14 protein-coding genes and 1 pseudogene are annotated in these 20,396 nt (G+C 43.7%); 8 read left to right on the forward strand and 7 right to left on the reverse strand.

The genetic code is table 11. The features are described from left to right. Positions 1-5 precede the first annotated feature (5 nt). Together ON01_RS12215 and ON01_RS12220 are read right to left on the reverse strand one after the other, a co-directional pair. Positions 6-566: a hypothetical protein gene (locus tag ON01_RS12215; RefSeq protein ID WP_010531333.1), complete on the reverse strand. Its 561-nt coding sequence runs from the start codon at positions 564-566 to the stop codon at positions 6-8. A gap of 469 nt (positions 567-1,035) precedes the next feature. Then, positions 1,036-2,266, reverse strand: a pseudogene (locus tag ON01_RS12220) (IS256 family transposase). Positions 2,267-2,402: 136 nt separating this feature from the next. Between ON01_RS12220 and ON01_RS12225 the strand changes: the two are divergent. The 3 genes from ON01_RS12225 (at position 2,403) to ON01_RS12235 (ending at position 6,638) form a co-directional block, all read left to right on the forward strand. Continuing rightward, on the forward strand, positions 2,403-3,425 hold the full coding sequence (locus tag ON01_RS12225; protein ID WP_010531334.1) for an NADP-dependent oxidoreductase: 1,023 nt from the start codon (positions 2,403-2,405) through the stop codon (positions 3,423-3,425). A gap of 736 nt (positions 3,426-4,161) precedes the next feature. Continuing rightward, positions 4,162-5,346 (forward strand): hypothetical protein, encoded by a 1,185-nt coding sequence (locus tag ON01_RS12230; RefSeq protein ID WP_010531335.1) that lies wholly within the window; start codon positions 4,162-4,164, stop codon positions 5,344-5,346. A 68-nt stretch (positions 5,347-5,414) separates the two neighbouring features. Beyond that, positions 5,415-6,638, forward strand: a complete 1,224-nt coding sequence (locus tag ON01_RS12235) for a Zn-dependent hydrolase (RefSeq protein WP_010531336.1) — start codon at positions 5,415-5,417, stop codon at positions 6,636-6,638. 287 nt (positions 6,639-6,925) lie between these two features. Here the strand turns inward: ON01_RS12235 and ON01_RS12240 are convergent, their stop codons facing one another. Continuing rightward, entirely contained in the window at positions 6,926-7,477 is a 552-nt protein-coding gene (locus ON01_RS12240; RefSeq protein ID WP_010531337.1) for a TetR/AcrR family transcriptional regulator, read from the reverse strand. Between the two features lie 163 nt (positions 7,478-7,640). On the opposite strand from ON01_RS12240, the gene ON01_RS12245 reads away from it, so the two are divergent. The 3 genes from ON01_RS12245 to ON01_RS12255 all read left to right on the forward strand — a co-directional run bounded on the left by ON01_RS12245 (position 7,641) and on the right by ON01_RS12255 (position 13,209). Then, positions 7,641-9,689, forward strand: a complete 2,049-nt coding sequence (locus ON01_RS12245; RefSeq protein WP_010531338.1) for an efflux RND transporter permease subunit — start codon at positions 7,641-7,643, stop codon at positions 9,687-9,689. A gap of 4 nt (positions 9,690-9,693) precedes the next feature. Further along, positions 9,694-11,628 (forward strand): YhgE/Pip domain-containing protein, encoded by a 1,935-nt coding sequence (locus ON01_RS12250; RefSeq protein WP_010531339.1) that lies wholly within the window; start codon positions 9,694-9,696, stop codon positions 11,626-11,628. A 396-nt stretch (positions 11,629-12,024) separates the two neighbouring features. Beyond that, a complete protein-coding gene (locus ON01_RS12255) occupies positions 12,025-13,209 on the forward strand; it encodes an amidohydrolase (RefSeq protein WP_029329108.1) in 1,185 nt (394 codons plus the stop codon). A gap of 89 nt (positions 13,210-13,298) precedes the next feature. Here ON01_RS12255 and ON01_RS12260 read toward each other — a convergent pair whose 3' ends face one another. Further along, positions 13,299-15,050 carry an alkaline phosphatase D family protein gene (locus ON01_RS12260; protein ID WP_010531341.1) on the reverse strand — a complete coding sequence of 584 codons (1,752 nt, stop codon included), beginning with the start codon at positions 15,048-15,050 and terminating at the stop codon, positions 13,299-13,301. Between the two features lie 403 nt (positions 15,051-15,453). Here ON01_RS12260 and brnQ point away from each other — a divergent pair, with 403 nt between their 5' ends. Continuing rightward, positions 15,454-16,812 (forward strand): branched-chain amino acid transport system II carrier protein, encoded by a 1,359-nt coding sequence (gene brnQ, locus ON01_RS12265; protein WP_010531342.1) that lies wholly within the window; start codon positions 15,454-15,456, stop codon positions 16,810-16,812. 56 nt (positions 16,813-16,868) lie between these two features. Here brnQ and ON01_RS12270 read toward each other — a convergent pair whose 3' ends face one another. The 3 genes from ON01_RS12270 to tatA all read right to left on the reverse strand — a co-directional run bounded on the left by ON01_RS12270 (position 16,869) and on the right by tatA (position 18,718). Then, complete coding sequence (locus ON01_RS12270) at positions 16,869-17,513, reverse strand: GntR family transcriptional regulator (RefSeq protein ID WP_010531343.1); 645 nt, start codon at positions 17,511-17,513, stop codon at positions 16,869-16,871. A gap of 152 nt (positions 17,514-17,665) precedes the next feature. Further along, complete coding sequence (gene tatC / locus ON01_RS12275; protein WP_010531344.1) at positions 17,666-18,427, reverse strand: twin-arginine translocase subunit TatC; 762 nt, start codon at positions 18,425-18,427, stop codon at positions 17,666-17,668. 84 nt (positions 18,428-18,511) lie between these two features. Next, on the reverse strand, positions 18,512-18,718 hold the full coding sequence (gene tatA / locus ON01_RS12280) for a twin-arginine translocase TatA/TatE family subunit (protein WP_010531345.1): 207 nt from the start codon (positions 18,716-18,718) through the stop codon (positions 18,512-18,514). Positions 18,719-18,925: 207 nt separating this feature from the next. Between tatA and ON01_RS12285 the strand changes: the two genes are divergently transcribed. Continuing rightward, positions 18,926-20,362: an alkaline phosphatase PhoX gene (locus ON01_RS12285; protein WP_010531346.1), complete on the forward strand. Its 1,437-nt coding sequence runs from the start codon at positions 18,926-18,928 to the stop codon at positions 20,360-20,362. Positions 20,363-20,396 lie beyond the last annotated feature (34 nt).

Here is a 20,396-nt window from a genome sequence, read left to right on the forward strand (position 1 = left end):
AATCACTAAATCATAATCCTTTTTAATCGTTTAAAAAGGATTAAAGCAAATTCGACCCATAACCAGCTATAAAGGAAAGTAAATATAAAAATACCTCCAACTGCCGGAAATGAAAAGGAGTCTGAGGCGACTGGACCTAAAATAGAAAAGCCAAAAATAAACAACAGGCTCATAATGCCCGACATTAAAAGAAATGCACCAGTAGCAATAATACTTATTCTCTTCTTGAAAAAGGAAAAAGATGCGCCAATGCCAAGTCCTAACAATCCCGTTGTAAAAGGAAATATAATGAGTTCAGTCGGCTGTAAGATGAATAGCAACATAATCGTCAGGAAATAGGATACTATGCCATATGGAATAGAAAACATGGTACATAACAGAATAGCTGCAGTGGCAAGCGGGCTTAAAAAATATCCTATCCCCGGCAAATAGCCGCCGGCAGCCTGAAAAACAGCAGCAAGACAAGCAAAAATTGATACTAAAATGAGCTTCATCGTTCTGTTATAGTTAATGAATTTGTGTTGAAATACACGAACCTCATCAGAAACAGGTCTAAAAAAATACACCCTTCCACCCCCAATAAATGATTGATGCGTTACCATTATATGTATCACTTTTGGAGGGTGAACTTATTAAAATATATCAAAAGCACCGCAAAGGACTGCCTCAGCCCCTTTTTGCGATGCTTTTCGTTTATCATAGTCCTATTCTTATCTTTTACGAGCATACTGTTCTGAGTCAGTAATACTACCCAACTCAAAATCCTGTTCAGGGTTAGGCAGATAATGTAAAAATCAGGAATTTAGTAAGATTCATTAGTTTTATACGTAAGAATATGGAGTTCATTATACAACTTTTGAAATTGATCAATTGAAGTTATAGTTCTGATGGAAATATCAAGTACGAAGGAAAACTTCATTTTTACTTTCACTGGCATAAATCCAATATTTTCACTACCATAGGAAACAAAGGGTACCGTCAAGAAGTTTGTGTAAATAAATAGGATACTCCTCAGAATAGGTGGTGTTGGTATTTTCAGATATTATCCCGGGTACCCGGGATAATATCTGAAAATTCGATCGCTTGTGATCCGCTGTGCTTGCCGTATCTCGTTTCAAACATTTCCTGTAACGCTTGATAAGCACTTGCGAAACCTCTGAGCTTCCGCTCTGACCATCTTTGGTTATATTCGGTTGATTGAAGGTATACCACCTTTTCTGCTGCCTTTTCACTGGGAAGGCTGTTCATCGTTTTTTGTACGCTTCTTGATTTCCTTCATCGTCCGCTCAATGATATTCGTAGTATAAATCATGCGCTGGATTGATAAGGGATATTTCAAGAATGTCAGAAGCACATTTAAGTCCTCTTCCCATGATTTGACGACTTTTGGATGCTTGCCTTGCCAGTTCTCTTGAAAAGTTTTAAATTGACTCATGGCTTCTTCACTCGTGCTGGCCTCATAAATAGCCTTTAAATCCTCGGCTACAGCTGTTTGATCCTTTTTACGAACGGCGTTGATGGCATTACGAACTTTATGTACCACACAGCGCTGGACGTCAGCCTTTGGATAAATTTCTTTCATCGCTGCTTCAAGTCCGGGCAGGCCATCAAAAACACCAAGCAACACTTCCTCAACACCCCGATTGTAAAGATCGCGGAGAATTTCTTTCCAGCCGAGTGAGCTTTCCTGGCCACCGACATAGAAACCGAGAATCTCGCGGTAACCGTCTTCAGACACACCGATGACCAAGTACACGACTTCATTGGCGACATCATCGCGGCGCAGCTTCAGGTAAGTCCCGTCAAGATAAAGGATTGAATAACGTTTCTTTAGTGGGCGCTGCTGCCATGTTTCGATATTTTCGAGTGTAACGTCTGTGATGTTACTAACCGTTGTTGCCGAATAAGCAGAGCCCAGCATGTGCTCAATCATTTGCCCGATTTCACGCGTGCTGACACCTTTCTGATACATTCTCGTTACCGTTTCGCCAACCCATTGATCACGGCGTTGGTAAGGTGAGAACAATTCCGTTTGAAATTCACCATGGCGGTCGCGGGGCACAGCAAGATCATCAATATGGCCGTGCTTGGTATCAAGCGTTCGTTTGTAGTAACCATTTTTTACTTGCTTCAATTCAGGATGTTCTTCGTTGAAAAACTGTTCCCTTTCCTCTACCAAAATCGTTTCGAGCTGGTCTTTGACAAAATCACGTACAAGACTATCCAGTTGATTCATAAAGCCATCATTCGTTATACTTTGAGTCATGGTAGGGTTTCTCCTCTCTCTATTTATAGCCAATTCCGAGGGTACCCTACCTCTTTTTTTGTCTCAAAGAATTTACACAAACTATTTTACGTCATCAAACAAAGCATGAAAATGTTACTGCAAAGGGGAGATTCACATGGCACGCGTTAATAACCAAATCATTCTTGCTGAACGGCCGCAGGGGTTGCCGGATGACAATACGTTTGAATTTGTGAAAAAGGCTGTTGAGGACGTCAAGGAAGACCAGATTCTGATCAAGACGCTGTATGTTTCCGTCGATCCGTATATGCGGGGCAGAATGGAGAACGCGGAATCATACATTGAACCATTTAAACTTAATGAAGTGATTGAAGGTAGTTCGATTGGCGAGGTAATCGAATCCAAATCGGATCAATTCAAAACAGGTGATGTTGTAACAGGCATGTTCGGCTGGCAGGAGTATTATGTCGCCGGTGAAAATGAGGTGCGGCAAATCGACCCGTCCATTGCACCCATCACTACTAATCTGCACATATTGGGTATGACCGGTTTAACTTCCTATTTCGGCCTCTTGGATATTGGCAAGCCAAAAGAAGGCGAAACTGTCGTTATTTCAGGTGCAGCCGGTTCGGTCGGCTCCACCGTTGGGCAAATCGCTAAAATCAAAGGCGCACGTGTCGTTGGCATCGCTGGATCAGATGAAAAAATCAGCTTTTTGAAAGACGAACTGAACTTCGATGGAGGCATCAATTACCGTGCAACGGACAATATAAAAGACGATTTGCAGCGCATCTGCCCTGATGGCGTTGATGTGTACTTCGATAATGTCGGCGGGGAAATATCAGATGCTGTCATGACACAATTGAATCGCTATGCACGCATCCCGGTCTGTGGCGCGATTTCCTCCTACAACAAGGAAGAACAAGACTTGGGACCACGTGTACAGCAGACGCTGATTAAGAAAAGCGCCCTCATGCAAGGCTTCACTGTCGGGAATTATTCCGATCGCTTCAAGGAAGGCGCCAAGCAGCTTGGTCAATGGCTGCAGGAAGGAAAACTCACTTATCGTGAAACAATTCGAGAAGGTTTTGAAAACATTCCGGGTGCTTTCTTGGATCTGTTTAGAGGGAAGAATATTGGGAAGTTGTTGGTGAAGGTTGGAGAGCGGGAGTATGTATAAAACACACCATTAAAAAATAAGTCCTGTTCTTCCAATTTGGTAATTTCTATGCACAACATTACAGTGCTTTATACAAGAGGAGCCCCAGCGTTCTTACTTAACAATGGGGCTCCTCGTATTTTTATCAAAACGGAAATTCCCTTGCTTTCTTCTACACCGAAATCCATTTGCCCTCCGTAAACGCCTCAATAATATACGGGATGACGAAACGGCCGATGCTACTTTGACGCATGCCGCCGAATAGGCGGTCGGCTTGTCCTGGACCGGCTAATCGTTATAGATACTATTTAACGAGTCGTTTCTCAGTCTGTTTTACCTAGTTTTGGGCGTTTGAAACATTGCGATAAAGTACATGTCGGCTGGATAGACCTCTTCATCCTATAATCGAATTGAAACGTAAAAAAGGGGCATGGTTTCAAGAAAAAAATAATATTTTTCCTGATCATGCCCCGTTTTCTGGACTTACTTCGATTATAGGGTATAAAGAGATGTTCGCATTAAAAGACTAGTTAATTTTCCAAAATACGTGTTACCTCGGTTGGAGGCATTGCCTTCAGCTACTATTTAAAAAACGAATGAATGGGTGTGATAGCAATTATACCAATAAAGGAAAATCCGCCCAATTACGGAAAGTATTTTAAAGGATTGATTTAATAAAAGTTAGAAAACTTTCTTTAAATTCCATAACTGAATTGTTAAAATATGATTCATTAAATTTTTCATAGGAGTTTTAGATATGTCACAGATGCTAGCACTACTCGTTGTTATTTTCATTCTATTCATTGGTGATTTTGTCACTGTAAGGACAAAAGCGTGGGTACCATCAATATTCATTTGCGCAATTCTCTTTTTATTGGGGTATTGGACTTTTTTTCCGAAAGAAATCGTTGCTCAGGCAGGGATCCCGTCCGTTGTAGCAACAGCCTTGATGTATCTGCTAATTGTAAATATGGGTACATTGCTTTCTATAGAGGAACTAAAGAAGCAATGGAAAACTGTCCTTATTGCATTATCGGGTATCTTGGGCGCCATAGCCCTTTTGTTAAGCATTGGAACACTGTTATTTGGTATTAAAACTGTGATTGTGGCGATTCCCCCGTTAGTAGGCGGACTGGTCTCTGCACTTATTATGTCAGAAGGTGCTACACAAGCGGGGCTTATGAGCTTATCAGTATTCGCTATTGTTGTTTATGTGATGCAAGGTTTCGTAGGTTATCCGTTAACATCAATAATGTTGAAGAAGGAAGGAAAGCGTCTGCTTAAACTTAATAGAAATGGACAACTCGCCAAGAAGGAAGCAGCTGCAACAGTCGAACATCAAAATACGGGTGTAAAACTTTTTGAGAGAATCCCGGAAAAATATAATACGAATTACTTTAAATTCCTCAAATTAGCTGTTGTTGGTTACCTGGCTTATCTTGTCTCAACTGTCTTGGATCCCATTGTGTCAATCAGTCCTTATGTGCTTTGTTTGTTGTTCGGGGTTATTGCGACACATGTTGGTTTCCTCGAGAGACGTGCCCTGGAAAAGGCCAATGGATTCGGATTTGCTATGCTTGGACTCATGCTATATATACTTGATGGGTTGAAAAATGCTACACCTGATATGATGATGGATATATTATCAATTCTCATTGGCAGCATTGCATTGGGTGTAATCGGTATGTATATATTTTCGCTTATTGCCGGGATTTTCCTTAAGTTTAGTAAAAAAATGTCCTTTGCTGTAGCGCTGACTGCCCTGTATGGTTTTCCGGCTGATTATATTATTACGAATGAAGTGATTGAATCGTTAACAGATGATGAAGAGGAAAGAGAAGTTCTGACAAGTCATATGCTGCCGCCGATGTTGGTTGGAGGATTTGTTACCGTGACAATTGTTTCTGTTGTATTGGCAGGTGTACTTGTCGGATTTCTGTAAAGCCGTATTTGCAAGAAGAGGGATATGGTATAATCATTTATAGTCAAGTAATATGGAAGGGGAATTACATGAAAGCCAATAACGAGCGGATTCAAAAAAGTGTTGAGGAATTGAGTGAATTTACGAAAACACCTGGAAATGGCGTCACAAGACTCTCTTACAGCAAAGAAGATCTAAAGGCGCGTAAGTATATAAAAGAAAAAATGAAAGAATACGGGTTAGCTGTCAAAGAAGATGGGCTCGGGAATATGTTTGGTAAGTTAGAAGGAAAAATGAAAGATGCCCCAAGTGTTATCGTGGGATCGCATTTTGATAGTGTACCGAACGGTGGCGCCTATGATGGTGCAGCAGGTGTTATAGCTGGCCTGGAAGTTGCAGCGCTATTTCAGCAGAATAAATTGACTCCAAATTATCCTTTGGAAGTCATTGCGATGATTGAAGAGGAAGGTTCCCGTTTCCGTGGTCTTATGGGATCCAGTGGTATCACAGGTTCTATTAAAGAATCAGATTTTAAAGATGTTCGGGACTTTGATGGCGTTTCGGCAACCGAAGCCATGTCGAATGCCGGGTTGGATAAGTCGTTGCCAACGTATCGAGATCCGCAAACGATAAAGGCCTTTTTGGAAATGCATATTGAACAAGGACCAATTTTAGAGGAAAATGACATACCAATAGGCGTTGTGCAGTCGATTGTCGGGTTAACACAGCTTAACGTTACAATAACCGGTCGAGCCGGCCATGCTGGAACAACCCCGATGGATAAACGGTCTGATGCGGTAATGGCCGCAACCAACATCATTTCGAAATTACCACAGTTGGCAATCAATGAAGGGAACAATACTGTTCTAACTGTCGGACGTCTTCAGGTATCGCCAAATGCGGCAAACGTTATTCCCGATGACGTTAATTTTACGATTGATATCCGATCCGGAAAAGAAGAGCACATCTTAAATGTTCTCAAAAATGTCAGGGAGATCATTCGTTCATACAACAGCAGTGGCATAAAAACGTCAGTGGAACAGAGATTATATATTAAGCCAAAAGCGTTAAGTGAAGATATTCATTCCATACTGTCGGGGGCGTGTGCTAATCTGAACATCTCCCATTGCACTATGAACAGTGGAGCCGGTCATGATGCTATGGTCTTTTCAGATGTAACAGATGTCGGTCTGATTTTTGTACCTAGTAAAAATGGTCTCAGCCACTGTCCGGAAGAATTCACGCATGAAGACGACTTAGCCCGTGGAGCAAATGTTTTATACGAAACAGCGAAAAAATTAACAGAAGGCTAACTTGAAAAGCGATATTTGCAAAATAAACTTACAAAGCCCCAGCCCTTACACTTTAGTAGAAATTGTATATGAGAATTGAATATGATAATAGTTACTGGCATGATAGTGTAGCTTTCAAAAGTTACACTATCTTTTTGGCACCCCTCGCATAAAACAGCCGCTCTGTCGGTATAGTTGGTACTGCAGCGTTCACGCGAGAACCGCACGGAATCGCGCGACCAGACCTAATTTCGCGCGAGCATCCCTCGATTTCGCGCAATCCCCGCAGCAACCCTTACGCCACTTCGTCACTCCCTAAACCTGAAACTGTTGATCAGCTCGGCTATTTGTTTCGGGGACTTGTCCATATCGTTTGCCAGCCAATGCTTGATGACGTAGATGCTGCCGCTGATGACAAAGGTGCCAGCATATTCGGATATATCCGGGTCGACTTCATTGTTGTTGATCCAGCTTTTGATCAGGAATGTCCGAGTGACGTCCATGACACGCCGCTCAAAGGATTGGTCGCCGCTTCCGCTGAGGAGTGTCTGGCAGATATCACGCTTGGAGATGACGTATTCCAGCAGCTTCTCGGTCATCTTCAATGCTTCTGCTTCCTGCTCGAAATTATATTGATCTAAATAGGTGTTTAAATCCGCAATCAGCTCTTCCTCAATCTGCTCGAGTAAGTCAAACTGGTCATGATAATGGCTGTAAAAGGTCGAACGGTTGATATCAGCCTCTCCGCAGATTTCTTTAACAGTAATCGCTGAAATCTGTTTCGTTTTCAATAATGTGATTAAACTATCCTTTAAGACCATGCGGGTGTATTTCTTCCGGCGGTCAAGTTTTTCATTCATAAAATCGTCACACTTTCTTTTGAGCGATTAGCAACATATTGTTTCGAAATGTTGTTTTTTGTACGCATAGTATAAAACTGTTTGTTGTAAATCCAACACGGTGTCGTATATAATATTATCGTGTTCGAATGGATGATGCAAGAGAGGATGAACACCGATTGATATGACAGCACGCATTTTAAAACATAAAAAATCGATTGTGATCACATTTCTGTTGCTGACGATCATCAGCGCGGCGGCGCAGTTTGGTGTACCAGTCAATCACGATATGGTTGACTTTCTGCCGGATGATACGCCGTCCATCGAAGCGACGGAGATTATGAATGAGGAATTTGACGGGGCTGTTGCCAACACCCGTGTCATGATGAAGGACTTGAGCATATCGGAGGCATTAGCATTCAAGGAAGAACTCCAAGCAGTTGATGGCGTCTCTGAAGTGATGTGGCTCGATGATGCGATTGATATTAAAAAACCGATTGAAATGGCGGATACTGATACCGTTGAGTCATACTATGAGAATGGCAATGCGCTGTATTCTTTCCATATTGAAGAAGGCAAAGAAGTGGAAACGACTGACGCCATTTATGAATTAATCGGTGAGGAGAACGCGATGTCAGGTGATGCCCTGGATACGGCAATATCACAGGAAAGCACCGGCCAGGAGTCGATGAATGCCGCGTTCATCCTTGTGCCAATTATTATTTTGATCCTGCTGTTGTCAACGCGGTCGTGGATTGAACCGGTATTTTTCCTGACAGCGATCGGGGTGTCGGTCCTGATCAATCTTGGAACGAATATTTTTATCGGTGAGATTTCGTTTATAACACAAGCGGTGGCACCGATTCTGCAGTTGGCTGTATCGCTTGATTATGCGATATTTTTGCTACACAGTTTTGACGATTACCGAAAAGAGACGGAAGATCCGACCGAAGCGATGAAACGTGCGATGAAGCGGTCCTTCCCGGCCATTGCAGCGAGTGCGTCAACAACGGTTTTTGGATTTACGGCCCTGATGTTTATGGAATTTGGGCTTGGCGCTGATCTGGGTCTGAACTTGGTGAAAGGGATACTGCTCAGCTTTATCAGTGTAATGGTTTTCCTTCCGGCATTAACGCTGATGTTTTACAAATGGATTGATAAAACACAGCACCGGCCATTTATGCCGAGTGTTTACCGCGTTGGGAAACATGTCATGAAATTGCGCATCCCTGTACTTTTAATGATACTGATTCTGATTGTGCCGGCGTTTCTAGCCCAGAGTCAGACCAACTTCCTTTATGGAACTGGCGGACACCCGGAAAATACACGGGCGGGCAGTGATGCCGCTGCAATTGAAGAGTCGTTCGGCAAATTTACGCCGATGGTGCTGCTGGTGCCAAAAGGCGATCTTGCCCGGGAAGAAGAGCTCGTTCAGGAGCTTGATAATCTCGATCATGTGAAAAGCACTGTCTCTTATGTTGATACCGTCGGGGCGGGCATACCGCCGGAGTACCTCGATGAATCACAGACAGAACAGTTCTTTTCGGAGAATTACAGCCGGATTACGATAAATACAACGACCAATAATGAGGGTGATGAAGCCTTTAACCTCGTGGAAAATGTGAGGGACACGGCAGCGGATTACTATGGTGATGATTTTCATGCCTTGGGACAGAGTGTCACCTTGTATGACATGAAGGACATCGTTGAACAGGATAATACGGTTGTGAACCTATTGACCATCATAACGATTGCCATTGTTTTGCTCGTCACATTCCGTTCGATTTCTATTCCGGTTATCTTGCTACTGACGATTCAGTCCGCTGTGTGGCTAAATTTATCGGTGCCGTACTTCACCAACTCATCACTCGTTTATATCGGGTATCTGATTGTCAGTACGGTACAGCTTGCCGCGACCGTTGATTACGCGATTTTATTCACGGAAAATTATACGCATAATCGCAAAGAGATGGGCGCAATGGCAGCGATTAAGAAAACCATAAATGAAAAAATCTTCTCGATTGGCGTGTCCGCATCGATTTTGTCCAGTGTCGGCTTTATCCTATGGGCGACATCAAGCGATCCAATCGTCGGCTCCATTGGGCTCTTGCTCGGACGGGGTGCGTTACTGGCGTTTCTGCTGGTTGTGTTCTTACTGCCGGCATTGTTGCTTATAAGTGACCGGATTATTGAAAAAACAACATGGAAACCAAACTTTTTTAAGGGGAAGTGATGCTATGCGGCTCAAAAAATTAATGATTCTATTGATGAGTGCCGTTCTGGTATTTGGCTCGACGCCTTTAGCCGCTTTAGCTGAAGATAACGGCGGAGATAAGCCGGATGCGGAGAATACATCCGGCAAGTATTCCGCCAAGGACGAAGCGATTTATGGCAATCTGGATGCCGGCGGCGCATTGCAGGATATGTATGTGGTCAACACGTTTCACGTCACCGAGCCCGGTGCAATCGTGGACCACGGAAATTATACCGATGTGCGTAATTTGAGCAATTTAAACGAAATCGAACAGACTGGTGATAATAAAGTCCGCTTCCAGGCAGAGGGCGAGGAATTTTATTATCAGGGCGACTTGGATAACCGTCCGCTCCCATGGAATATCGACATCACATATTTATTGGACGGGGAAGAAGTGGCGCCTGATGAACTGGCCGGTAAAAGCGGCTCACTCGAAATTCAGATCGCCACATCTGCCAATGAAAATGTCGATCCCGTGTTTTTCAAAAACTATTTGCTGCAGATCTCGCTGACACTTGATCCAACGAAAGCCGATGACATCCAGGCGCCGGACGGCACGAAGGCGACTTCTGGAAAAAACACCCAACTGTCATTCACTGTCATGCCTGAGAAAGAAGAGGAATTCGTCGTTTCCGCTAACGTGACGGATTTTGAGATGGATCCAATTGATATATCGGCAGCCCCGTATTCAATGTCGATTGAGGACCCGGATCTTGGCGGCATGAAAAGTAATATGCAGTCCTTGTCTGATGCCATCAGTGAGATCAATCAGGGTGTCGGCGATTTGAATAGCGGCATTTCCGATTTGAGTTCCGGTGCCTCGGATTTGAGCAGCGGTTCGAGCGATTATCTAAGCGGCATCAATGAGCTTGATCAATCTTCGGGTCAGCTGGTCAATGGGTCTGCCAGTATTCGAGATGCTTTAAATCAAGTGAATGAGGCAGTGCAGGGCGGCGTACCTGATGCACCGGACCTGAGTGAGCTTGAAGCACTGCCGGGCGGAATTCGTGACCTAGCAAGCCGCTTGCGTGAATCTGCTGATGGGCTAGATAAGCTGAAAGAGAATTACAATAATGCGAATGGCAGTTTGAAAGACGCGATAAACAGTATTCCGGACTATCAAATCGATCAAGAGACAATTAATGCCATCAAGGATCAGCTTAGAGAACAAGGCGGAAATGGTGCTAATCAGGATCAAACAAAAGAACAGAGCGAAAATGGTGCTAATCAGGGCCAAACGAAAGAACAAAGCGAAAATAGCGCTAAACAGGAAAAGGTCCTGGATCAGCTCTTCGAAACCTATCAGGCTGCGCAGAATGCTAAAGGAACGTACCAGGAGGTTAAGAAAGCTTTCGGCTCTGTGGAGGGAACATTGAGTGATGTTTCCAGCGGTATCAGAGAAATGGCTGATAAAGCAGAATCAACAGCCTCTAAGGTCGAAAAAGGTCTGCAAAGCATGGATCAGATGGGGGCACTGAAGGATCTGCAGAATGGACTGTCCTCGCTCGCTTCCGAGTACCAGTCATTCCATAGTGGTCTCGTGGAGTATACAGACGGTGTCAGCAGCCTGGCATCTTCCTATGAGGACCTTGATGCCGGCATACAGGAGCTTGCCAATGGCACTTCATCGCTGAACAGCGGAGCAAGCGAATTGAAAAACGGTACAGAAGAACTTCAGGACAAGACGAATGATTTGCCGGGTGACATGCAGTCAGAAGTCGATAAGATGATGGACGAATACGATGCCTCTGATTTTGAACCGCAATCGTTTGTCTCGGATAAAAACAAAAAGGTCGACGTTGTGCAATTCGTCCTGCAGACAGAATCAATTGAAGTGGAAGAACCGGAAACAACGGAAGACACCAGCAACGAAGAGGAAAAAGGCTTCTGGGGCCGGCTGATGGACTTGTTTCGGTGAGGCTATAGCAGTTCAATTTACATAAATTGGACTGCTTTTTTATGTTTAAGAAACAAAAGATTCCGGGAGTTTTGTGGTCCTTTGGAGGACGAAGGGTGTTGAATTCCGCGCGAAGTTGGCCCAAAATCGCGCGACAGGCTCAAGATATCGCGCGACACTCATGAAATTTCGCGCGAGGTGGCATAAAATCGCGCGGCGCGATAAAAGAGTCGGTACACCCCGCTAATGTAGATTTTCGGCAGCTGCCGAAAATCACCATACTGAAATATTCCCCGACCTTTGGTAATGTGCTATATATTAACCACCAAAGATGCTGGCAGCTCCTAATGATTAAGTCGGATAAGCATTGGGGAAATATAAAGGGTAAGCGTGTACTATAGAAGGGAGCTTTACATGATGAGAGATGAATTAATGAAATTGCTGGAGGATCGGGAAGATGAGATGATTGAACTCCGGCGTTATTTGCATGAGCATCCGGAGCTGTCTTTTGAAGAAGAAAAAACAGCAGAATATATTGCCGATTTTTACAGCGGAAAAGATGTTGAAGTTGAAACGGACATAGGAAATGGACATGGCATCATTGTCACAATCAAAGGCGCTTCTGGGGGTAAAACAATCGGGCTTCGCGCAGATTTTGATGCACTGCCAATCAAAGAAGAGGCGGATGTTCCATTTAAATCGCAGAGTGAAGGTGTGATGCATGCGTGTGGGCATGACGCCCATACAGCCTATTTGTTAATTTTGGCGGACTGTCTCATCCAATTAAAGGATCAGCTTAAAGGTACCATTAAAATTATTCACCAGCATGCTGAGGAACAGCCCCCTGGTGGTGCCAAAAGCATCGTGGATTCAGGCAAACTGGATGATTTGGAAGCGATATTCGGCATTCACATTCTGCCAATGGCACCGGCAGGAACGGTCGGTTACCATAGTGGCTATTCCTTTAATGGCCGGACCTATTTTAAATTGAAGATTAAGGGAATTGGCGGGCATGGCTCATCGCCTCACAAAGCCAATGATGCCATCGTTGCAGGCGCCCACTTTGTAACAGCTGTTCAGACCGTTGTCAGCCGCCGTGTGGATCCAATGCATTCAGGGGTCATAACAATTGGTTCATTTGACGGTAAGGGAAGTTTTAATGTGATTAAAGACAGTATTGAACTTGAGGGGGATATACGCTATTCGGATGATGAAACACAGAAAGTTATTGATGACGAATTTCATCGGATTGTGGAAGGATTAGAAGGGTTATTCGGCGTAACGTGCGAACTGACGTATACACCTGACTATCCGCCATTATATAATAATCCTGAATTGACTGCATTTGTCGCAGATACCTTAAATAGCATCCAAGATAAAGAATTTAATGAGGTAAAGGAATTTCCTAAATTGGCGCCATCAGATGACTTTGCCTACTACCTGGAAAAAATCCCCGGCTCTTATTTCTACATTGGTTGTACGCCTAAAGGGGTGAACGAGCCTTACTTTAATCATCATCCTAAATTCGATATCGACGAGGATGCCATTCTTGTGGCAGCCAAATCAGTGGGACATGTTGCCTGGAGCTATTTAAATGAATAATGTGGAGTGTTGTAAGAGGCGCAGCCATTATGACTGCGCCTGCTCGATTCTATCCTGCAGATTTGTCTTTTCAATATAAAGACGTATTTCTAATTTGGCTGTGTTTGACTTGTATTCTTTTGCTGCTTTTGATGCGCACGATCATGTGCACGATAACGATCGTCTTCCACCTCATTTGATTTTTTCTGTCCTTGTGGAACGATTGTTGCAGAAATCTCTTCCAGGCCGTTTTGGTCTTTCTTATAAATATAAGATGCTCTTGTGGAAATAGCCGCTCCTGGTTTGGTCACATATGGAAGGACACGGTAGTCAGTCTTCCATTGTGTGGGTGTGACCTGACAGCGCACATAACCCCGGTAGTCATTGAAAAATTTGATATGCTCATTCTGTTCAAGAATCCGGTCTGTGTCCGCACGTTCATCCGCACCGTTTCCGCCTGATGTAATTGATGTTCCGACAAATTCAGCCCCAAGGATACGTGATTGGAGATCCTTAAAATCTGCCATCAGATTGGATGCCCAGCTGGCATGGACATCGCCGGTCAGGACAATCAGGTTATCCATTTTTTTATTCGCTGCAAAGTCAGTAATCCGTTGGCGGGCAGGCGTATAACCGTCCCATGCATCCATGCTGTATAATGGATCGTTCGGACTTTCCCCATAGTTTCGCTCTGAGAAGAATATTTGCTGTGCCAGGACATTCCAGTCGGATTGTGAGTTGTCAAGCTCATCAAGCAGCCATCCTTCTTGTTTGTCGCCCAGCAGGGTACGAGAAGGATCCAGCGATTCCTCAGTCTGCGGTGAACTATTATCTCCGTTTGCCTGATCGGAGCGGTATTGACGCGTATCAAGCACATAGAAATTTGCCAGATTGCCATAAGAGAAATTGCGGTATAACTGCATATCCGTTCCATGTGGCATAGACGATTTTCGAAGCGGCATATGTTCATAATATGCCTGATAGGCAGCGATGCGCCGCTGCACAAATTCTTCAACAGACTGCCCTTTTTCCGGAGTGGTATCCGCGTAGTTGTTTTCCACTTCATGATCATCCCAGGTTACGACCCAAGGGAATGCAGCATGGGCAGCTTGCAGATCTTCATCAGTTCGATATTGCGCATGCCTGTTGCGGTAATCGCCCAGTGTCATAATTTCCGGTCCTTTGTGCGTTCTCACATTTCCGCTGCCAGATACATATTCATTTGGGCCGTATTCATAAATGTAATCTCCAAGATGGAAGACAAGGTCGAGGTCTTCATTAGCCATATGCTTGTATGCTGTATAGTAGCCGTGTTCATATTGCTGACAGGAGGCAAATGCAAACGTCAGACTGGACACACTTGCATTGTGGGCTGGAACTGTTTTCGTTCGTCCCACTTGACTGTATTCGTCTCCTGCTTTAAAACGATAGTAATAGACTGTGTCAGGCTGCAAGCGTTCTACTTCCACATGTACGGAATGAGCCAATTCGGGTCTTGCTATGGTTGTTCCACGCTGTACAATATTGTGAAAGCCTTCATCGCTTGCCAGTTCCCAATGCACGGGTATATTGCGTGAAGGTGCGCCCCCGCCTTCGAGAGGCTTTGGTGCTAATCGCGTCCACAGCACGATACTGTCAGGAAGCGGGTCCCCTGAAGCAACCCCAAGCGAAAATGGATAATCACTGAATGTTGCTTCCGCATCAACTTTAGCCCCGGTCATAGATTGTGCTATGACCATACCCAGTGAGATACCGGCAATTTTTCCGGCACCTTGGATAAATCCGCGTCTGTCAACATGATTGTGCAAGGTCTCCTCATTTAATTGCTGGATCATGTCATCCAGCGATCTTTCCTTAGACATACGATCTGCCCCTTTCTTTGTTCTATTTTCAAATCGATTTCTATTATAAAAGGTGATTATTAAGTGGCTGTTAAAAATTGTTAAGCGGGAAAATATGCTCTAGTGGAATAGGGGGCCGTATTTAATAGGATAAAAGAACAGGTTAAACGAGATGTGCTATATTTATAGCGGAAAAAGGTTTGTATTTATGAAAGATTCATTCTTTATTCCTGCTTTTTCGTTCCCATGTTTTTTTACATAGAATTTATGAAAAATTAAATGTTCTTAAGTTGATTGGTATTTTCTAATTTACGAAAATCGTCGAAAAATTTCATGTAATATATTGCATTTCGCAATGGAAGATAGTATGATAGATATCATCGATATATTGCATATGAGTTAAACATCATAGGAGGAACTTATCATGAAAGGGAAACTGTCTTTTTCTTCTTACGCAGCAGTTGGCGCCATGTTGTTTGCACTATTTTTTGGAGCTGGAAATCTGATTTTTCCCGCACAGCTTGGTCAAAATGCCGGGACAAACCTCTTGCCGGCAGTTATAGGATTTTTAATTACAGGAGTGGGTCTGCCGCTGCTTGGAATTATAGCGATGAGTTTTTCGGGAAGTCGTAATTTGCAGGAACTTTCAAGCCGTGTTCACCCGGTTTATGCCGTGTTTTTTACGTCGCTGCTTTATTTGACGATCGGCCCATTTTTTGCATCCCCTCGTACAGGCACGGTTGCATTTGAGATTGGTATATCGCCTTTTATTAGTGAATCGTCGCAGCAAATCGGGCTATTTATTTTTACATTACTGTTTTTCGCTGTGGTACTCTGGTTTTCATTGAAACCTGGAAAGCTTGTTGATAATGTCGGAAAGCTTTTGGCACCCGGGCTGGTTGTTCTGCTTGCGGTTCTTCTCATTACGGCGGTTATCAATCCGATGGGAGCGATCGAAGCCCCCCAGGAAGCGTATGCAAGTGGAGCATTTATAACCGGTTTCCTTGAAGGGTATAATACAATGGATGCACTTGCATCGTTGGTATTTGGTATTATCGTCATTAATGCTATTCGGGCAATGGGTGTAACATCCAATAAAGATATTCTCAAAACAACTATAAAGGCAGGCAGTATTGCCATATTACTGCTTGGAATGATCTATGCCGGTATCGCGTATTTGGGTGCAACGAGCACACAGGTTTTCGGAATCTTTGAAACTGGCGGACCGGTTTTAAGTAGCGCTGCATCCCATTATTTTGGCACGTTTGGATCCATTCTGCTTGCCATCACCATTATACTAGCATGTTTGACGACGGCGATCGGTCTGACAACAGCCAATGCGGAATATTTCCACTCGCTTTTTCCGCAGTTCAGTTATAAAACACTGGTCGTTTTCTTTGCAACGTTAACCTTTATCATTGCAAACTTTGGATTGGCGAACATTATCACCTATTCTGTACCAGTCTTGATGTTCTTATATCCGCTGGCGATTGTGCTAATGCTTTTGACGTTCTTGTCTCCGTTGTTTAACCATGCACGGGTGGTTTACGGTTCAACCATCGCGGTTACGTTTTTGATCAGTATCTTTGATGGTCTCAAGTCGCTCTGTGAATCATTGGGAATCGAGTATTTCAGCTGGATGCAGCCTATTGTCGCTTTTTATGAACAATCGTTGCCTCTATATAGTCAGGGACTCGGATGGTTGCTGCCGGCTGTTGTTGTGATTGCAGTCACCGGCACCATCAGCCGTTTTCAAAATACCGCTGCTGTTCATGCATCATAATCTATAAAAAATCCGGCTTCCTCTTTCACGAGGGCCGGATTTTTAGTTGTTTCCTATTAAAATTCCTGTAATGTACGGAGCCAGTTTTCTTTCATGACGGCTGTGGCTTTCTCTTTGTCGCTATGTTTCATGGCGGTGATAATGGCCTTGTGTTCATCAATCGATTGTTCGGTTAAGACAATAGAATTATGGAAAAAATGCCTGCGAACATGTGCCTGCAATGACTCTACAACTCCCTGGATATAAGTGTTTTTCGTTATATCAACGATCAACTGGTGAAATTCTTCATCGACTTTTAACGCGGCATAACTGTTACCGGAATAGATTGATGTTGCAAAGCGTTCGTTGATACTTCCGAGTTGCGTGAGCTGATCCTCGGTCACATGGTCAATGGCCAGTTCGGCGGATAAGGATTGCAGCGCTGCCAATGGCGGGAGAAGGTCTTTAATGGCTTCTCTTTCAATCTCAGTAACTTGTGTCGCCTTCCCCGGGAACATCTTAACAAACCCTCGTACTTCCAGGAGCTGCAAGGATTCACGGATCGGCGTTCTGCTGATTCCCAGTGCATCGGCAAGTTCGGTATCATTTAATTTTTCACCGGGAAGCAGCGTTCCATCAATAATCCACTGTTGGAGCTGGTTGAATGCGTTCTCCTTTGCAGATTGACGAACGGGTCTTGAATGATTTGCAGGTATTGGCATGGGCAATCCGCCTTTCTGGATGTTCATTCCTTATAGCTATAGTATACATGAAAATATACAGTAATGAAATATGCAATATATCACAAGGCGAGCAACTTACCTGTTTTGTTGTCCTTATTTTGTTCTCAAGTTGTGATGAAGCCCTTTTACCGCTATACTATCTCCTGCTCCATAAACTCCTCATGTTTTTGCAGGTTCTTACGATGAACCATCCCGGACAAGTGGATACTGATTTCGTAGAGTATGATCAATGGGATGGCTATCAGAAGCGGCAGGACCAAATCGGGCGGTGTAAGCATTGCACTGAGAACGATTAAAATAAAATAGGCATATTTCCTTGTTCTTCGCATGAATGCTGGAGTGATTATGCCAAGCGACGTTAGAAACATCGCTATTATCGGCAGTTCAAAGAGAATGGCAAAAGGTACAACGGTACGAAACAAAAATTTAAAATACCTGTCAACTGTAAGCATCACGTCGAACATGCCATCATTTAAACTGAGCAAAAAAGGAAATAAGAATTTGATGAATATCAAATAACCAAACACAAGGCCGGCCATAAACAATAAGAATATGAAAGGAATATAAGCTAGCGATACTCTTCTTTCATTTGGAGCCAGACCCGGTTTAATAAATGCCCAAATTTGATAGGCTAATATAGGAAGGATTCCGGTAATTGCAACAATCCCGGCCATGGAAAAATAAACCCATATAATTTCCCCTGGACTTATAACCACCAATTCAATATTGATAGCGTTAATAAAAAAGGCATAAATATCTCGTACATATAAAAAGCCGGCAGTAAAAAATAAACTGAAAAATAGTAGCGTTACGATGATTCTATTCCGAAGTTCAGACAAATGCCCGACGATATTCATTTCTTTTTTGTTTGTCCATTGCTTGGCTTCATCCATGCTTACCACTCCCTTAGGTGTTCATCAGTTATAATAAAATGATAAGATCCCCGCATCACTTTAATGAAATGGGGGACCGTGTCTTTAATTGCTTTGCTTCTCGGCCATATGTTTTTCGCCATCCTGCTCTTCCTTATTCTCATCCCTAGTTAAATCGCTAGCGGAATTTTTAAATTCCTTTAATGTTTGTCCAGTGGCCTTCCCAATTTCGGGAAGCTTTTTTGGTCCAAATATAACCAGTGCGATAATCAAAATTAATATCAATCCCGGTATACCGATACTGGATAACATAATACATCTCCTTTTTTAAAAGTTTTAATAGAATCTTCTTCTCTATTTTCAAGTTTATCCTAACATGAATTGATTGCTGATAGAGCCAGAATTAGCAGAATTAACAATAAATTTACACGATTTAAATAGTGAGTTAATACTGTACTGTTACTCTGCTAATAGACCCCGTTAAAAAAAGGTTGTCTAAATTCAAAGGAGGAATCTTTAATGAGTGGCGAGTCGAATATGGACAGACGGAAATTTCTAAAGATGAGTGGCATGAGCACAGCAGCTATCGCGCTGGGAACATCAGGTTTTCTTTCCCTAACCGGAAATAGTGCATTAGCGGCACCGGGAAGGTCGAAGGGTTCATTTGGCGGGTATGGACCGCTGGCAAAAGACCAGGGCGGTGTGTTGAACCTTCCGAGGGGTTTTCAATATCGTATTTTGTCTGAAGAGGGTGGTAAACTTTCAGATGGACGCCCGATACCAGCGATGCATGATGGCATGGCTGCCTTCCAGGGAAAGAACAACTCTACTATTCTCGTACGCAATCATGAACTATCCCAGGAGTCGGACTACCCGGTAATTGGTAAAAACCCGTATCATAAGGATAACATAGGCGGAACGACCACATTGGTTGTCGGCCCCGACCGTAAATTGCTAAGTGACTATGTTTCATCTGCAGGTACTTATCGGAACTGTGCAGGCGGGGGGACACCATGGGGAACGTGGATCACATGTGAGGAAACACTGGTAGAAGGCCACGGCTATGTTTTCGAAGTGGATCCAAATGACCCGGAAAACAATTTGTCCAAAACGCCAATCCGGGAGATGGGGCTTTTCTCACATGAGGCGGTGGACGTTGACCCTGCAACGGGGATTGTCTATATGACAGAAGATGCTTCTCCCAGCTATTTTTATCGTTATCTGCCGGTAGACCGCAGTCAAACGATTGGATCACTGCAAAAAGGCGGCACATTACAGGCTGCTGCGATTGAAGAACTGCCGCGGAATGAAGCAAGCAATTATAATTCAGGCAAGAAATATGGCATCGTCTGGAAAGATGTTGATCCGGAAAAGCCAAGCATGGAAGCCGGGCAAAAGGGCTGTATACAATTCAGCAGATTAGAAGGCTGCCATTTTGTGGAGGGTGTATTCTGGTTCTCTGATACGGATGCCGGCAGCAAAGACCTTGGACGCATTTACCGCTACATACCGTCCACCAATACGCTGGAACTTTTCTATGAATCAACTGCAGCCAATGATCTGGAAGCTCCGGATAACATTAATGTCACGCCATGGGGGGACCTATGGATTGTGGAAGATGGAGGGGGATCCGACCGCATTATCGGGCTGACACCTGAAGGCGATACGTATGTGTTTGCGGAAAATGCTTTGAATGATTCAGAACTGGCAGGCATTACATTTTCGCCGGATGGAAAAACGGCATTCGTGAATATTCAAACGCCCGGGATTACCTTTGCGATATGGGGGCCATTTGGACGCAGAAATCGCGGCCGCGGGCGTATGATGGGACATGCAGCACCACCGAAAAATTATGGACCGAAAATCGGGGACAACCTTGCTGCCTTTGCTGAAATACAGGGAATGTCTGATTTGGAGGCTGCAGCATTCCAGCGAAACGGTATCCCGATTGTGTAATGAAAAAACAGTTATTCATTCAGCATCTATTGGC

It is taken from the genome of Lentibacillus jeotgali, assembly GCF_000224785.1.
Taxonomy (GTDB): domain Bacteria; phylum Bacillota; class Bacilli; order Bacillales; family Amphibacillaceae; genus Lentibacillus; species Lentibacillus jeotgali.

What these genes read in the sequence shown, in the direction of transcription:
- ON01_RS12285 (WP_010531346.1), top strand. Translation starts at nt 18,926, where the DNA reads ATGAGTGGCGAGTCGAATATGGACAGACGGAAATTTCTAAAGATGAGT.
- tatA (WP_010531345.1), bottom strand. Translation starts at nt 18,718, where the DNA reads ATGTTATCCAGTATCGGTATACCGGGATTGATATTAATTTTGATTATC.
- ON01_RS12230 (WP_010531335.1), top strand. Translation starts at nt 4,162, where the DNA reads ATGTCACAGATGCTAGCACTACTCGTTGTTATTTTCATTCTATTCATT.
- ON01_RS12250 (WP_010531339.1), top strand. Translation starts at nt 9,694, where the DNA reads ATGCGGCTCAAAAAATTAATGATTCTATTGATGAGTGCCGTTCTGGTA.
- ON01_RS12240 (WP_010531337.1), bottom strand. Translation starts at nt 7,477, where the DNA reads ATGAATGAAAAACTTGACCGCCGGAAGAAATACACCCGCATGGTCTTA.
- ON01_RS12260 (WP_010531341.1), bottom strand. Translation starts at nt 15,050, where the DNA reads ATGTCTAAGGAAAGATCGCTGGATGACATGATCCAGCAATTAAATGAG.
- tatC (WP_010531344.1), bottom strand. Translation starts at nt 18,427, where the DNA reads ATGGATGAAGCCAAGCAATGGACAAACAAAAAAGAAATGAATATCGTC.
- ON01_RS12255 (WP_029329108.1), top strand. Translation starts at nt 12,025, where the DNA reads ATGAGAGATGAATTAATGAAATTGCTGGAGGATCGGGAAGATGAGATG.
- ON01_RS12270 (WP_010531343.1), bottom strand. Translation starts at nt 17,513, where the DNA reads ATGCCAATACCTGCAAATCATTCAAGACCCGTTCGTCAATCTGCAAAG.
- ON01_RS12245 (WP_010531338.1), top strand. Translation starts at nt 7,641, where the DNA reads ATGACAGCACGCATTTTAAAACATAAAAAATCGATTGTGATCACATTT.
- ON01_RS12225 (WP_010531334.1), top strand. Translation starts at nt 2,403, where the DNA reads ATGGCACGCGTTAATAACCAAATCATTCTTGCTGAACGGCCGCAGGGG.
- ON01_RS12235 (WP_010531336.1), top strand. Translation starts at nt 5,415, where the DNA reads ATGAAAGCCAATAACGAGCGGATTCAAAAAAGTGTTGAGGAATTGAGT.
- brnQ (WP_010531342.1), top strand. Translation starts at nt 15,454, where the DNA reads ATGAAAGGGAAACTGTCTTTTTCTTCTTACGCAGCAGTTGGCGCCATG.